Origin of the sequence: Sphingomonas jeddahensis, from assembly GCF_001981525.1 — a bacterium.
Taxonomy (GTDB): Bacteria; Pseudomonadota; Alphaproteobacteria; order Sphingomonadales; family Sphingomonadaceae; genus Sphingomonas; species Sphingomonas jeddahensis.
Map to the genome: position 1 here is coordinate 55,718 of NZ_MPSB01000006.1, position 14,523 is coordinate 70,240.

General features: G+C 61.1%; 12 protein-coding genes, 1 tRNA gene and 1 pseudogene. 10 read left to right on the forward strand and 4 right to left on the reverse strand.

Translation table 11 applies throughout. The annotated features are described in order from the left end of the window. Positions 1 to 143: 143 nt before the first annotated feature. Complete coding sequence (locus SPHI_RS14970) at positions 144 to 359, forward strand: hypothetical protein (RefSeq protein WP_158049660.1); 216 nt, start codon at positions 144 to 146, stop codon at positions 357 to 359. Further along, a complete protein-coding gene (locus SPHI_RS08265; protein WP_076744454.1) occupies positions 343 to 1,560 on the forward strand; it encodes a TetR/AcrR family transcriptional regulator in 1,218 nt (405 codons plus the stop codon). The genes SPHI_RS14970 and SPHI_RS08265 overlap by 17 nt, the downstream gene beginning before the upstream one ends. Positions 1,561 to 2,579: 1,019 nt before the next feature. On the opposite strand, the gene SPHI_RS08270 is transcribed toward SPHI_RS08265, so the two are convergent. Beyond that, positions 2,580 to 2,954: a hypothetical protein gene (locus SPHI_RS08270; protein WP_076744455.1), complete on the reverse strand. Its 375-nt coding sequence runs from the start codon at positions 2,952 to 2,954 to the stop codon at positions 2,580 to 2,582. A gap of 196 nt (positions 2,955 to 3,150) precedes the next feature. On the opposite strand from SPHI_RS08270, the gene SPHI_RS08275 reads away from it, so the two are divergent. From SPHI_RS08275 to SPHI_RS08295, 6 genes and pseudogenes are all read left to right on the forward strand, one after another. After that, the gene (locus SPHI_RS08275) at positions 3,151 to 3,660 is read left to right on the forward strand and encodes a uracil-DNA glycosylase family protein (protein WP_233130793.1); all 510 of its coding nucleotides are present in this window, start codon (positions 3,151 to 3,153) and stop codon (positions 3,658 to 3,660) included. A gap of 129 nt (positions 3,661 to 3,789) precedes the next feature. Continuing rightward, positions 3,790 to 4,110, forward strand: a pseudogene (locus SPHI_RS15540) (DDE-type integrase/transposase/recombinase); the annotation flags it as partial. A gap of 290 nt (positions 4,111 to 4,400) precedes the next feature. After that, a complete protein-coding gene (locus tag SPHI_RS08285) occupies positions 4,401 to 6,524 on the forward strand; it encodes an EAL domain-containing protein (protein ID WP_083719896.1) in 2,124 nt (707 codons plus the stop codon). Then, entirely contained in the window at positions 6,517 to 7,785 is a 1,269-nt protein-coding gene (locus SPHI_RS15490) for a TadE/TadG family type IV pilus assembly protein (RefSeq protein WP_408640483.1), read from the forward strand. The genes SPHI_RS08285 and SPHI_RS15490 overlap by 8 nt, the downstream gene beginning before the upstream one ends. Positions 7,786 to 7,844: 59 nt before the next feature. Further along, positions 7,845 to 8,234, forward strand: a complete 390-nt coding sequence (locus SPHI_RS14855) for a hypothetical protein (RefSeq protein WP_158049662.1) — start codon at positions 7,845 to 7,847, stop codon at positions 8,232 to 8,234. Further along, positions 8,231 to 8,635 carry a TadE/TadG family type IV pilus assembly protein gene (locus tag SPHI_RS08295; RefSeq protein ID WP_076744457.1) on the forward strand — a complete coding sequence of 135 codons (405 nt, stop codon included), beginning with the start codon at positions 8,231 to 8,233 and terminating at the stop codon, positions 8,633 to 8,635. The genes SPHI_RS14855 and SPHI_RS08295 overlap by 4 nt, the downstream gene beginning before the upstream one ends. Before the next feature lie 176 nt (positions 8,636 to 8,811). Here the strand turns inward: SPHI_RS08295 and SPHI_RS08300 are convergent, their stop codons facing one another. The 3 genes from SPHI_RS08300 to SPHI_RS08310 all read right to left on the reverse strand — a co-directional run bounded on the left by SPHI_RS08300 (position 8,812) and on the right by SPHI_RS08310 (position 11,598). Further along, complete coding sequence (locus tag SPHI_RS08300; RefSeq protein WP_076744458.1) at positions 8,812 to 9,837, reverse strand: ParB N-terminal domain-containing protein; 1,026 nt, start codon at positions 9,835 to 9,837, stop codon at positions 8,812 to 8,814. Between the two features lie 606 nt (positions 9,838 to 10,443). Next, a tRNA-Ser gene (locus tag SPHI_RS08305) sits at positions 10,444 to 10,534 on the reverse strand. Positions 10,535 to 10,599: 65 nt separating this feature from the next. Continuing rightward, positions 10,600 to 11,598 carry a ligase-associated DNA damage response exonuclease gene (locus SPHI_RS08310; RefSeq protein WP_076744459.1) on the reverse strand — a complete coding sequence of 333 codons (999 nt, stop codon included), beginning with the start codon at positions 11,596 to 11,598 and terminating at the stop codon, positions 10,600 to 10,602. 74 nt (positions 11,599 to 11,672) lie between these two features. On the opposite strand from SPHI_RS08310, the gene SPHI_RS08315 reads away from it, so the two are divergent. Together SPHI_RS08315 and SPHI_RS08320 are read left to right on the forward strand one after the other, a co-directional pair. Next, positions 11,673 to 11,861: an LPXTG cell wall anchor domain-containing protein gene (locus SPHI_RS08315; protein ID WP_076744460.1), complete on the forward strand. Its 189-nt coding sequence runs from the start codon at positions 11,673 to 11,675 to the stop codon at positions 11,859 to 11,861. Between the two features lie 247 nt (positions 11,862 to 12,108). Next, complete coding sequence (locus SPHI_RS08320) at positions 12,109 to 14,520, forward strand: ligase-associated DNA damage response DEXH box helicase (RefSeq protein WP_076744461.1); 2,412 nt, start codon at positions 12,109 to 12,111, stop codon at positions 14,518 to 14,520. Positions 14,521 to 14,523 lie beyond the last annotated feature (3 nt).

A 14,523-nucleotide genomic window follows, 5' to 3' on the forward strand; every position in this document is an offset into this window, starting at 1 on the left:
TCAACTTGTTGCCATCCGCTTGTTGAAGCCTTGTTGTGTGGTGCCGGCTGGCGCGGACGATTGCGCCCGCGCGTCTGACGCTTGCTGCCCGTTGGTTTGTGACTGCCGGGGGTGGCCGGCATATCTGTGAGAAGGGGCAGGGGATGCCCGTGCCGCCCGTCGCTGGCCGCACCGAAGCGCCGCCGATCCGCAATGCGCGACCCAAGGCCGGCGTGACTATCCTCGCGTACCGCCTCATCATCCTTCTCTCCATAACCAGTTTTGGAAAAACTCACGCGACTGTCAAGATTCCAAATTGGGTTATGGTTGAAGAACAGCCGCAGGATCGGGTACGTTCTTCGGGTGAACGCCGGGCCTGATCTCGACTCCGATCGCACCGTCCGCTTCGCAAAGCGGCGGTCGCAGATCCTCGACACCGCCTCCGCGCACATCAATCGCCATGGCGCGCGGGGGATGACGCTGACGGCGGTGGCCAAGGCGCTGGGGCTCGATACCAGCAGCGTGACCTATTATTTCAAGCGAAAGGAGCAGTTGGCCGCCGCGTGTTTCGAACGAACATTGCAATGGTGGCACGACGCGGTCGTGGCGGCGGCGAGGGAGTGCGACGGGCCCGCGCGGGTGCGCCACCTGATCGCCGCTCAATTCGATCTGCACCGCAGTCAGCGTGCGCCGGGCGCTGGCGAACTTGCCGTTCTTTCCGACATTCGTGCGCTCGATGCGCCGGCGCGGAAGCCGCTGGAAACACTATATGCGGAATCGTTCGCGATCATCCGCGGATATTTCGTGCCCGCAAGCGGCGCTGCTGTCGGATCACGCTCGGCGATCGCGGCGACGCATCTCAGCGCCAGCCTGCAATGGCTCCCCGCTTGGATCGATCGATATCAGTTGCGCGACTTTCCCCGCATCGAGGCGCGGCTGTTCGACGTGCTGGCACACGGGCTGTCGCGCGATGGCCGCGCCTGGGCGGTGATGCCGGCTGATCGGAGCAATGATGAAGCAGATACGGTGCAGGCCCGCTTCCTTGCCGCGGCGACCCGGCTCATCAATAGCCACGGCTATGTCGGCGCGAGCGTGGAGCGGATCGCCGCCGAGTTGGGCGTCAGCACCGGCAGCTTTTACCATCACCTCGCCAACAAGGACGATCTGGTGCTCGCCTGCTTTCAACGCTCTTTTGCAACGATTGAGGCGGCACAGGCGCATGGTGATGCGGTGGGAAAGGATGAAGGCGAGCGGCTGGCAACCGCCGCGGCGTTCCTCGTCGGGTTGCAGTTCGACGACAATAGCCCCTTGCTGCGGATGAGCGCCTATCAAGCGCTGCCGCTTGATCTGCGGGGCGACATGCTAATTCAGGCAGGCCAAGTGACCCGCCATGTGGCGGGGACGATCGCCGACGGCATCGCCGATGGCTCGATCCGCCCGGTCGATCCGCTGATCGCCAGCCAGACGGTAATGGCCGCGATCAGCGCCGCCTCGGACCTAAGCACATGGGCCAAGCCTCGGTCCAGAGAGGAAGCGGTTCGCGCCTATCTTGAACCATTGCGAACGGGGTTGTTCGGGTAGGGCAGGTTTACCCAAAATCCGCTACGAGGAGAATCGGTGAACGACGATATAGATCGTCGAGAGACAGGGCGGAGCAGAGTCCAGAGATGACGAGTCGACACTCATAGCAATCCAGCGCGTGAGCAACTCGGCGGCGGATCAGACTCGATGCTTCGCGGCGATGAACGGACGTCCGGTTCCGGGAAGCTGTCTGATGGCCTTGAGCGTGGGGGGAATGGGTCTGTGTAGCCGAAAGGCGCTGACCGCTTGTGAATCATCTTGCCGTTCCCGTCGGGCAGATCGATACGCGAAAGCCGTCGTTTGCTCAGCCTGTATCTTACCGGTTCGGCTTTGGGACTTAGCCATCCGCCCGTTCTTGGGTGCTGAAGCTCGTTAGCTGTCCTCTTAAATGAATGGCGTCGGAGCCGCTCGAGTCCGGTTCACACATAAGCCGGAGCGGCCTTGGCCGTTAGCCGCTGAACCTCGATCATTTCCGGCGAACTTCCAAGGCCATGCTGCGCCCAACCGGGAGCGCACCTAACGCATTTTTGGCGTTCGGCGGTCGCCTCGGACGCATAACAACGCTAAGAACCGAGCGGAAAGCAGCCGTCGTGCGACCTTGCCTCCGCCGGTTGCACCTACGAAGTCAGGATAATCATTGACGCCGAACGACCAACCGCCCGCTCTGGCGTCGACCGGCATCGCCGGTCTGACGAAATCTTGCATGGGGGCCTGACACCAGAGCGCATGTACCTGATCGAAGGCACGCCCGGCACAGGCAAGACGAGGTGTTGTCAAAGCAACGCGACACGGGTGGATGAACGCGAGTTCCTGCCCGTTCAACCTCCACATCGGAGGTCAAACCGAGGCGCATCCAGGAACGAGCCGGACGAGTTCGCGAGCACTGACGGCCCCCGCTGCATAGCTTGCCGCGTTGGTTTGACGATGCCCCAGAAAGCGCTCAGGCGCCACGGCTCGCTGAGGCGACCACGACAGACGACCTAGGTTCGTACCGAGCCGCGATGAAGGGGCGCGCCGACCTAAGCCGCGGGCGTGCCCCACGCCGCCCAGGCGATCAGCGCCGTTCCGACCAGGCCCAACAGAATATGCACGTGCAACAGCCATTGCGGTATCAACTGGTGGGCCAAGTGATACCGCAAGTTCATCACGACTCCGCCCGCGGCCGCGATCAGGAGGATAGCTATCCCGGCACTCGCGCTCGGGGGGATGCCTTGTTGGAAGGCAGCGTAGACGATGAGCGTGAATGCCGACGCCGCCAGGAAGCCGTGCGCCATCGCCAACCAATCAGGGGGGTTTGCCTTGCCCGCAAGCCGTCGCACAGCCATAGCTGCGCCTCCCGCTGCAGTCAGCAGCAATAGGATTGTCGCTGCTTGAAGCATCGCTGTGACGTTCATGGCCGGCCTCCATCCCTAGTACAGAACTCCGACTCACCGCATCAATGTTGGTTCCATCGTGATCAGGTCTGCGCAGACGAAGTCGCCAGGAACCTCCGATCTGCCCGCAAGCGTTCTCACGATGATGGAGACGAGCACACTCGACGATCTTGCAGCGAAAGTTCGCGCTTGTCGGGCGTGCGCTGCCGCCCTGCCGATGGAGCCACGTCCTGTGTTCCAGGTGTCGCCGACCGCGCGCCTGCTGGTCGCGAGCCAGGCGCCGGGAACCCGCGTGCAAGCGTCGGGCATCCCCTTCTCCGACGACTCCGGTGATCGGCTGCGCGAATGGATGGGCGTCCCGCCGGCCGTATTCTATGACGCTAGCCGCGTGGCCATTTTGCCGATGGGCCTGTGCTACCCCGGCCGGCGCGGTGGCGGCGATGCGCCGCCCCGACGGGAGTGCGCGCCCTTGTGGCGGGCGGACCTGATCGCGGCAATGCCGGCGTTGCGCCTGACGCTGCTGGTCGGCACCTATGCGCAGGCAGACGCGCTGGGCCCAAGTACGATGATCGATCGGGTGCGCAGCTTCAGGGAGTATCTGCCCGAATATTTCCCGCTGCCCCATCCGTCCTGGCGCTCGCGCTTCTGGGCGAAGAACAATCCCTGGTTCGAAGCGGAGGTGCTGCCCGCGTTGAAGGCAGAGGTGCAGAGGGCGCTCGCCTCATGAGTGCAGATACAGTTACCCGCCCGGTGTACACGGTTGAGGAAGCTGCCAGACCAAGGTGGCAGCCGCACCGTGGCGGGGCTCTGTCAGACTAACGTGGCAGGGCCGCGCGGGCGCTGCTAGCGGCCTTGGATGAGCCGCCGATCGAGAGCCAAGCCGCCCAGCCCGTTCCGCCGGTTCAACTCGTCACCAGAGGTCATTCGGCTTGTCGTGATGATGTATGTGCGGTTTCCGCTATCGCTTCGCAACGTCGAAGACCTGCTGTTCGAGCGTGGGATCGACATCTGTCATGAGACGGTACGTCACTGGTGGAACAGGTTTGGCCCGCTGTTGGCCGGTGACATACGTCGGCAGCGTGTGTCGCGGATGCGCGGCTTTCGGCATTGGCGGTGGCACCTCGACGAGATCTACGTGAAGCTCAACGGCGAGATGGTATACTTGTGGCGAGCCGTGGCATTGTCAAACCAACCGGGCAGGCTATGCAGCGGGGGCTGTCAGTGCTCGCGAACTCGTCCGGCTCGTTCCTGGATGCGCCGTGGTTTGACCTCCGATGTGGAGGTTGAACAGGCAGGAACTCGCGTTCATCCACCCGTGTCGCGTTGCTTTGACAACACCCGTCAGCCAAATCGCAATGCACTCTGCAGACTACAGCAGCTCGTATCGCCCCCCCCCCGAAGCATGGTCGGTGCACGGTTTAACCGAATATTCAGCGACACAGCGCATGCTCCTCGGCAGGAGATTGCATGGGCAGAATTCGCCTTTTTTCGGCAGCGGCAGGTTCGGAGCCATTGAAGGACGAAGGTCCGCAGTGGGAACGGCTGGTTCGTGAGTTTGAGTCCAGCGGAAAAGGGTGGTTCTGGCAAACGCAAGCAGACTCAACCATATCATATATAAGTGATAAAGCGGCTCATGCTCTTGGTCGTGAGCCGCACGAGCTCATAGGTCAGTCTTTATCATCTTGTTTGGCGCCCGACGAGCCGTTTGAGGTCGGGTCAGGTCACCGCAGTCTAGCGTTCTATCTCTCTACGAGAGTGCCCTTCGAAGAGATAGTCATGAGGGCGCGAACACCCGCCGAGACATGGTGGTCTATCTCCGGATCACCTTCGTTCGACCATGTCGGCCGTTTTCTGGGATACGCCGGCTTCGTAGTGGATCTCACTGCGGCTAGGCAGGCGGAGATTCACCTCCACCGTCTCGCCCGTTACGACTCGCTCACCGGATTGGCAAATCGCGACGTCATGCAGCAATCGCTTATCGAAGCGCTGCGGAGCGCGGCTCGCCGGAAAGAGCATCTCACGCTCGCACTCCTTGACCTCGACCATTTCAAAGCAGTCAATGACACCTTAGGTCATCCCGTAGGGGACGCTCTACTGAAGCTGGTCGCTTCTCGACTAAAAGAGACAGTCGGCAATCTTGGGCGCGTTGGACGGATCGGCGGTGATGAGTTCGAAATTATACTACCGAATATCTACGATGAAGAGGATCTCGGAGCCTTTTGCAAGCGAGTTATTACCTCTCTTTCGAAGCCATATTACATCGGTAGCGACGTGATATCTATCGGCGCGACGATCGGTTTAGCCGTCAGTGGATATGATGTCACCGACGCTGATGAGATCGTTCGGAACGCTGATCTAGCGCTCTACTCGGCGAAGGCGGCGGGACGCGGAACATTCAAATTCTTCGCTCCTGAAATGCTTGCTGACGCCCAGGAGCGGCGAAACATGGAGTTTGACCTCCGATCTGCGCTCGCTGAGAACCAGTTCTCTGTTGTTTATCAGCCGAGTGTGCACATCGGGACTCAGCGGCTGTCGGGTTTCGAAGCGCTGATCCGCTGGAACCATCCAGATAGAGGGCCCGTCTCGCCCGACGTATTTATTCCGCTGGCGGAAGAGATCGGCTTGATAGCACCGATCGGAGAATGGGTGCTTCGCGCCGCGTGCGCCGAGGCTGCGAGTTGGCCGCAAGACCTGCGAGTGGCTGTGAACCTCTCACCGCTGCAGTGCAGCTCCGCATCTCTCCCCGCGCTGATAGCCGGTGTACTTTCATCCACAGGACTGCCCGCTAACCGCCTAGAACTCGAGATAACCGAAGGGGTGGTGCTTGCGAACAACGAGCAAACCTATTCGAACATAGCCAGCTTGAAGTCATTAGGTGTCAAGATCGCACTTGACGACTTCGGCACGGGCTATTCAAGCCTTGGCTACCTTCGGACCGTCGCCTTCGACAAGATCAAGATCGACAAGTCGTTTGTGGCCGGGGCTGTCGCTCCAGGTTCTAAGAATGCACCGATCATACGCGCGGTAGTGTCATTAGCATCTGAGCTCGGGATGGAGAGTACTGCGGAGGGCGTCGAGAGCCAAGATGAGCTTGCCTTGGTACGTCAGCTCGGATGCGACTATGTACAAGGGTACATCTACGGCAAGCCAATGGCCGCGACCGAGGCTCGCTTGCTCGCCAATGAGGGGGCGACGCCGGCGGCAAACGGCTTCCTTCGTTTCCGCAACGAGCGCCGGCGGCTTATCCGTGCTGCCGAGGTCAAACATTCCGGAAAAACCATTCCGGCACGAGTGCGTAATATTTCGTCGGGAGGCGCACTATTAGAATGTGAGGAAGTGCCTCCAATCGGGGCGCACATCACCGTCCACTTGTCTGCCGGACCGACTTATGACGCCGAAGTCCGATGGGTGAGAGCAAATCTCGCCGGGGTAGAGTTCTCTGCGGCGATTGATCTGTCCGATGTTCGTCGCCCCAGTCAGTCAACAAGCACTCTGCCAGTCATGCCGGACTATCTTAGGTCGAAGCGAGGAATCAACTCCCTCGACACGCTACAGAAAAAGCGTTTTACGCCTAGGGACTTACGTGACTAGAGTCCGCCTTTTCGCTTGGGCGCTCGAGTTTGCGACGGCAAGGGGACTGGCGTCCTGCTCGGCCGGCAATATCGCGATACTCGCGGCGATTCTGATGCCGCTATTCATCGGTGCTGCCGGCATGGCCACCGATACCGTCATATGGACTCTGTGGAAGAGAGAAGTGCAGCGGTCTGCGGACTCTGCTGCAATCGCCGGCGCGCTCACGATACAGCAGGATCGCTATCAAGGGGAGAAGGCCGCGCGGCACGATTTCAGGAAAAGCAAGGCTTTCAAATACCTTCAAGCCACTATGGTATACGAGAACTCGCCTTCCGATGGTCCGTTCTCCGAAGACTCGAACGCGGTACGTATAACCATTACGAAGAAGACAAGTCTCCCGTTCTCGGACTTCTTTCTTAGATCGCCCGTCGTTATAGGCGCGAACGCCACGGCTACACTCTTTGGCGGAAAGGAGAGCTGCGTCTTTGCTCTTGATCCATCCGCTGCACCAGCCATTTCGTTTGGCGGCAGCAGTACTCTCGATATTGACTGCGGTGTTCAGAGCAATTCCGCCGCAAACTCTTCGATATCGGCGGGCGGCGCAAGCACCGTGTCAGCGTCAGTCCTATCAGCTGTCGGCGGAATCACGGGTCGTTATGCAGGCAAGACGCGGCTAAAGCCGTACAGCCCACCGCAGCCTGATCCTTTGCGCGACGTTCCCGATCCGGAGCCGCCTTCCACATGCAATCCCATGGCCCAATCCCTCAGAGGAACAGTGACTCCGCTAACGCCGGGCTGTTACACCGGGATGGATTTGCATGGGAACGTTTCTCTGTCTCCGGGAACATACTACGTCACGGGAGACCTGTTGATTGGCGCAAATGCTGTCGTAACCGGAAGTGATATAACGATTGTTCTAGTATCTTCTCGATGGAACTCTGTCGCACCGACCTTGACGGTGAATGGGGGAGCCACCCTGGAATTGTCAGCGCCGCAGCATGGACCATATCGCAACTTATTGTTCTACCAGAGCCGGGTCGTGGCGCCCGGGAATAAATCATATACGAATGTGATAACGGGAAACTCGTCTTCTAGACTTGCGGGAAACCTGTATTTTCCGTCGCAGGATCTATTATTCATTGGAAATGCTGGGGTAGACTTGGGCTGCTTCAAGATGGTAGCCCGGCGGATCACCATGACGGGAAACTCCCAAGTCTCGAACAACTGCCCCGCGAAGGACGAGCGGTTTTCGCTTAGTAAAGTTCGCCTTGTATCATGATGCGGCGGCTTCAACTAACGGCGAGGCGGCTTTTTGCTTGTCATAGAGGCGCCTCTTTGGTGGAGTTGGCGTTCATTCTTCCAGTGCTTGTTCTGTTTATCCTGGGTATGTCAGACCTGGCTTTTGCGGGAGCGAGCAGTTATTCACTCACCCGCAACGCTAATCGCGCAGTCGAACTTGCTTTGTCACGCGGGGCCGTGAACGGCGGCTACGAATACCTGCGCAGTGAAGCTAGCGCAGGAAGTACGAGCGCCAATGTGACGGTAGACTATTGGCTGGAATGCAACTTCGTTGAACAGAAGGATTTCACCACTGACTGTCCTTCTGGAGCCCTCCCCTTCAGATACGTAAGAGTTACAGTAAGCGACGTCTATTATCCGATGTTTCCAGCGTACTTGTTTGGTTCGACAATCGATATTGGTGGTTCAGCACTGGTGAGAGTCCAATGACTTTCAGCGATATCTATGCGGTTTATAAGGATAGGCGCGCAGCAGGTGCTGCTGAATTCGCGATGACCTTACCCATTTTTTTGCTTGCAGCGATGGTGGCGACGGAATTGGGAGGGCAATTCATGAGCAACGCGGGAGTTGCTCACGCTGTAAACGAGGCTGCCAGGTCAGCCACTCTGTTTCCGATCCCTTCCGACGATATAATCAAGAAGACCGTTGCGGATTCAGTGTTTGGGGTCGACGCAAGAAGCGTTGCAGCGAGCGTCGAGCACGGGGTCAACAGTCAAGGTGCAGAGTATATCACAATATCGGCCACGGCGAGGCGGAACTCCCTTACGGCGGCATTTGGTGGTGCTGGAGTGGTTAGAGAGACAAGGGTGGTGTGGATTGGCACCGATTGATAGGCGTCTCTCAGCGAAAGCTGGGCACCCCTAGGATCCAGGAGGGCATTGTCAAACCAACGGGGCAGGCTATGCAGCGGGGGCTGTCAGTACTCGCGAACTCGTCCGGCTCGTTCCTGGATGCGCCTTGGTTTGACCTCCGATGTAGAGGTTGAACAGGCAGGAACTCGCGTTCATCAGCCCGTGCCGCGTTGCTTTGACAACACCAGCCCGCCCATTCCACCCGAGCCCTTATACCAGGTGATAATGTTGATAAGGGTAAGTCCTGCGCGACGGCCTGACTCCACGATCTGCGCAACTGATCGCCAATCTATGCAGGAGAAGAACACACCCCCGCTCATCAGGTGGCCCGCGGCGAGCGCCGTGAAGCTGTCAGTGAAGTTGACGAACTGCTCAGCGCCCATCTCACCGGCCGCCATCTTGAACTCCTTGTGCACCTTCTTGCCAAGGCCACTGACATTGCCCTCAATCGGGATGTTCCACGGGCAGTCAGTTAGCACCGCTGCCACCGGCTTACCTTCCAGTAGCAACTCGTAATTGCCTGCATTCAATGCGTCGCCGCAGAGCAAACGGTGCTTGCCAAGCACCCAGATGTCGCCGAGCCGCGACACCGGCTCACCCTCCGGTTCAGTCTTTTGCGATAGCTCGGTTGCGACTGGGGCATCGTCGAGCATGATTGCATCGAGCTGGGGTATGCTGAACCCTGTATCAGCAAGTTCGAATCCGGCAGACCTGAGGTCGATAAGGACGGGCCTTAGTTCCTCAAGGTCCCACTCTCCGGTTTCCCCTAACCGGTTTAGCGCAACCCGGAGGAAGTCCGCCTGGCGTTCATCGAGATGTTCCAGTGGGATGCAGGCAACTTCGCTTAACCCGAGTGACTTGGCCGCCTCCGCGACCAGATGGCCGCTGATGATACGGTCTTTGGCGTCGATAATGAGAGGGAGGCAAAGTCCGACCTGTTTGATCGAGCGAACAATGTTCTCGACCTGAGAAGCAGAACGCTTCCGGACACGACGCTTAGCTTGCTTGAGGTCCGCAACACGGCGCATCACGATACGAAGCGCTGGCAAAAGGTCGCCTGTCGATGTGGCCGCGGATCCAAGCAGCGATGTCTCTGCAGCCAAGACCTTCCCACGGCGCACCATCTTGATTTGAACTCTGCTCGTGACCGAGTCTTTGCCGGTGCTTTTATCTTTGGACATAGATCCCCCTGACATACTTGAGGCCGCTCTGTGCCTTGCCGATGATGAAGACGCCGCACCAGTAAACTAGGCTCCGTGACACTGGAGGGATCGGTCACGCGTTGTCTGCTATTAAGGGATATGTTCTCCCTCTTCGACGCAAGCCCTTTTTTTTACATTTTGCTGAGACCGCGGCTTTCGTCCCTGCTTCGCTTCGCTCGTACCCTGCACATGTCCGTGCATGTCCGCACAAAATTCCCTGCTCAGGCGCTGCAGGGAATTTGGCGCTAAGCCAACGGAAAGAGGTGGCTTTCTGGAGTACTCGAACCAACAAAACGGTCCGCAATCGCTGCTTTTCGGTTTTGCAGGGAATTCATTTCGTGGCGGACTGCCGCATTGCTAGCGCGCGGTAGGTTGGGGGCCGAGCAACGATGGCGTCGAATCGAGGCATGGATGCCGCATAATGGCATTCCGTACCTTCCCAGTGCCGGCCGGAGAAAATCAGTGAAGATCATTCTACCGGGCATAGGTCTTTGCTCTCCGCGGTGCCGTACCGGCTCGACAATCCCAGGGAACCGCGCGGATTCTGCGCCGCTTGTCGGCGAAGTTCAGAAACTTGAGACTGGGTGGCGGAGCGGGAGGGATTCGAACCCTCGATACGCTTTTGACGTATACTCACTTTCCAGGCGAGCGCCTTCGACCACTCGGCCACCGCTCCGCATACCGGGAAGAAGCGCGCCCTAGGCTGCTTGATCGCCCGGCGCAAGCGTTTGGCGCACGCTCTTAGTCATCCTCGTCCTCGAACCCTATCAGCGCCAGCGCGCGCGCCTTGATCTGGCGCATTTCGCACCAGTGGATCAGGGCATCCTCACGCCCGTGAGTGACCCATACTTCGCGCGGGGCGATTTCCTCGATTGTGTCGGTCAGCTCGTCCCAATCGGCATGGTCGGACATGATCAGCGGCAGCTCGACCAGCTTCTGTCGGGCGCGCTGGCGTACGCGCATCCAGCCGCTCGCCATTGCCGTGATTGGATCCGGCAGTCGGCGTGACCAGCGATCGTTGAGCGCCGATGGCGGACACATCACCACATGCCCCGCCATCGCTGCCTTGGCGACGCCCGCCACCGGGATCAGCTCGCCCAGCCGAACGCCATGCTCCGCATACAGGTCGCACAAGCGCTGCAGCGCGCCGTGGATGTAGATGGGCGCCTCGTGCCCGCGTGCGCGCAGTTCCGCGATCACCCGCTGCGCCTTGCCCAGCGCATAGGCGCCGACCAGCACGCAGCGATCGGGATTGGCATGCAGTCGCGCGATCAGCTTGTCGATCTCGTCGCCGGTCTCGGGATGGCGGAACACCGGCAGGCCGAACGTCGCTTCGGTAATGAATACGTCGCAGGCGATCGGCTCGAATGGCGCGCAGGTCGGATCGGCACGGCGTTTGTAATCGCCCGAAACCACGATTCGCTCGCCGCGATGCTCCAGCAGGATTTGCGCGGAACCGAGCACATGGCCCGCGGGCACGAAGCTCGCCTCCACCTCGCCCAGTCGCACGCTTTCGCGATAAGCCACTGGATGCCCGGCCTGCTCGCCATATCGGGTGTCCATGATCGCCAGCGTCTCGGGCGTCGCCCACACCGCGCCATGCCCGCCGCGCGCATGATCGGCATGGCCATGCGTCACCAGCGCGCGTGGTTGCGGGATCGAGGGATCGATCCACGCATCGGCGGGGCGGACGTAGATGCCGTGGGGATGGGGTTCGAGCCAATCGCCGAGCTTCGCCATGCGGCACATACGCACGACCGGATCGAAACGCCCAACGCCAACGTTCTGTCGGCAACGATCAAGGAGAGTTCGGCATGGAACATCAGGCAACCGGCGACAGCATGTGGGCCTTTGTCGTCATCGGCGGGTTCATCATCCTGGGCCTCGCGCTCGCTTTTGCGAAGTTCCGCAACAAGACGACCCCGGCGCAGGACGCGCGCACGGAACAGGCGACACACGATCTGTACAAGGAACAATCACGCGACGATGCCATGCGGGGGTGAAAGGCGCGGGCGTTTCGACCGTGATCTGGCAGGGACGGCGGCGTACCACCCCGTCCAGCCGTCATCCTGAACTCGTTTCAGGATCCACCCCTTCGCGGGCATAGCCGCCGCTTGCGGCACGGTGGATGCTGAAACAAGTTCAGCATGACGCCAGTCGTGTGTGTCACCCAAGCGTAGGTGTCCCGACGAAACGCCACCCGACCCACCCATTCTGCTCCCCCATCCGGCACCCTATATCCGCCACCAGATGACCCCCGTCCTTCCACCCCCGCTCGCCGATTGGTTCGCCACGCGGGGCTGGACGCCGCGCCGCCACCAGCTCGACATGCTGGCCGAGGGCAGGGCAGGGCGCCACGCGCTGCTCGTCGCCGCGACCGGCGCGGGCAAGACGCTCGCCGGCTTTCTTCCGACATTGGCCGAGCTGATCGAGCAACCGGGCGAGGGCCTTCACACCCTTTACGTCTCGCCGCTCAAGGCGCTCGCGGTCGACATTCAGCGCAACCTCGTCACCCCGCTCGACGAGATGGGCGTGGACATCCGCGTCGAGACCCGCACCGGCGACACGCCCTCCGATCGCAAGGCCCGCCAGCGGGTGAAGCCGCCGCAGATCCTGCTCACCACCCCGGAATCGCTGTCGTTGCTGCTCAGCTATCCCGACAGCTTCACGATGTTCGCTGGCCTCAAGACGATCGTAATCGACGAGGTCCACGCCTTCGCCACCGGCAAGCGCGGCGATCTTTTGTCGCTGTGCATGGCCCGCCTCCAGGCGATCGCGCCTGCGATGCGCCGCGTTGCATTGTCCGCCACCGTCGCCGATCCCGACGGCTATCGCGCCTGGCTCGCCCCCGATGGCGATATCGACACGGTCAGCCTGATTCAAGGCGAGGCCGGCGTCGACCCGGACATCGCCATCCTGCTGCCCGAGGATCGCGTTCCCTGGGCTGGCCATTCCGGCCGCTACGCCGCGGCGCAGGTGATGGCGGAGATCGAGACTCACAGGACCACCATCGTCTTCTGCAACACCCGGAGCCTTGCCGAGCTGATCTTCCAGGATCTGTGGAAGGCCAATGCGATGCAGCTCCCGATCGGCATCCACCACGGTAGTCTCGAAAAGGAAGCGCGCCGCAAGGTGGAGGCGGCGATGGCCGGCGGCCGCCTGCGCGCGCTGGTCGCCACCGCCAGCCTCGACCTGGGCGTCGACTGGGGCGACGTCGATTGCGTGATCCAGATGGGCGCGCCCAAAGGGTCCTCGCGCCTGCTGCAGCGGATCGGGCGAAGCAACCATCGGCTGGACGAATCCTCCGAAGCGATCATCGTCCCGGGCAACCGCTTCGAATATCTCGAGGCCCGCGCCGCGCTCGACGCGGTGGAGAAGGGTGAGCTCGATACCGACCTGTTCCGCATGGGCGCGCTCGACGTGCTCGCGCAGCATGTCATGGCCTGCGCCTGCGCCGCGCCGTTCGATCAGGCGGCGATGCTGGCGGAGGTCCGCTCGGCGCTCCCTTATTCCGCGCTCACCGATGAATTGTTCGACAAGGTGCTCGGCTTCATCCGCGACGGTGGCTATTCCCTGCGCGCCTATGATCGCTTCAAGCGGCTGACGCAGGACGCCGACGGATTATGGCGCGTCAGCCACCCCAAGTTCGTCGCGCAGCACCGCCTCAACGCCGGTATCATTGTCGAGGCGACGATGCTCAAGGTCCGCTTCCGCAACGGCCGCGCGCTGGGCAAGGTGGAGGAAGCCTTCGCCTCCACGCTCAGCCACGGCGACACCTTCTTCTTCGCCGGGCTCAGCCTGGAGGTGGAGAAGATCGATACCGAGGACCTGATCGTGCGCGCCACTAGCCGCCCCGCGCGTATCCCCACTTATGGCGGCAGCCGCATGCCGCTCTCCACCAATCTCGCCGATCGCGTGCGCGGCTTCCTCAACACGCCCACCGAATGGCAACGCTTTCCCGACGACGTGCGCGAATGGCTGGAGATCCAGGAACGCCGCTCCGCGCTTCCGCGGCCCGACCAGCTGCTGGTCGAAACCTTCCCGCGGGAAGGCCGCAACTACATGGTCGCCTACAGCTTCGAAGGCTGGAACGCGCACCAGTCGCTCGGCATGCTGATCACCCGCCGCATGGAGACAGCTGGGCTCAAGCCGCTCGGCTTCGTGGCCAACGATTACGCCATCGCCACCTTCTCGATCGACCCGGTCACCGACCCCGCCGCGCTCTTCTCCGCCGACATCCTGGAGCATGAATTCGTTGACTGGGTGCAGCAATCGCATCTGCTGAAGCGCGCCTTCCGCGAAGTGGCGGTGATCGGGGGGCTGGTGGAGCGCCAGCATCCCGGCAAGCGCAAGACCGGCAAGCAAGTCACCTTCTCCACCGACCTCATTTACGACGTGCTGCGCAAATATGAGCCGAGCCACATCCTGCTCGAAGCCGCCTGGGCCGACGCCCGCGCTCGCATGACCGACGTCGGCCGACTCGCCGGTCTGCTCGATCGCGCCGCCGACACGATGCTCCACATCGATCTGCCGCGCGTGTCGCCGCTGGCGGTGCCCGTTCTAGTCCTGATCGGCCGCGAACGCGTAACCACCGGCTCCGCCGACGACGCCCTGCTCATCGAGGCCGAGGCGCTTGCCGGAGAAGCGATGCGGCTGGATTGAGCT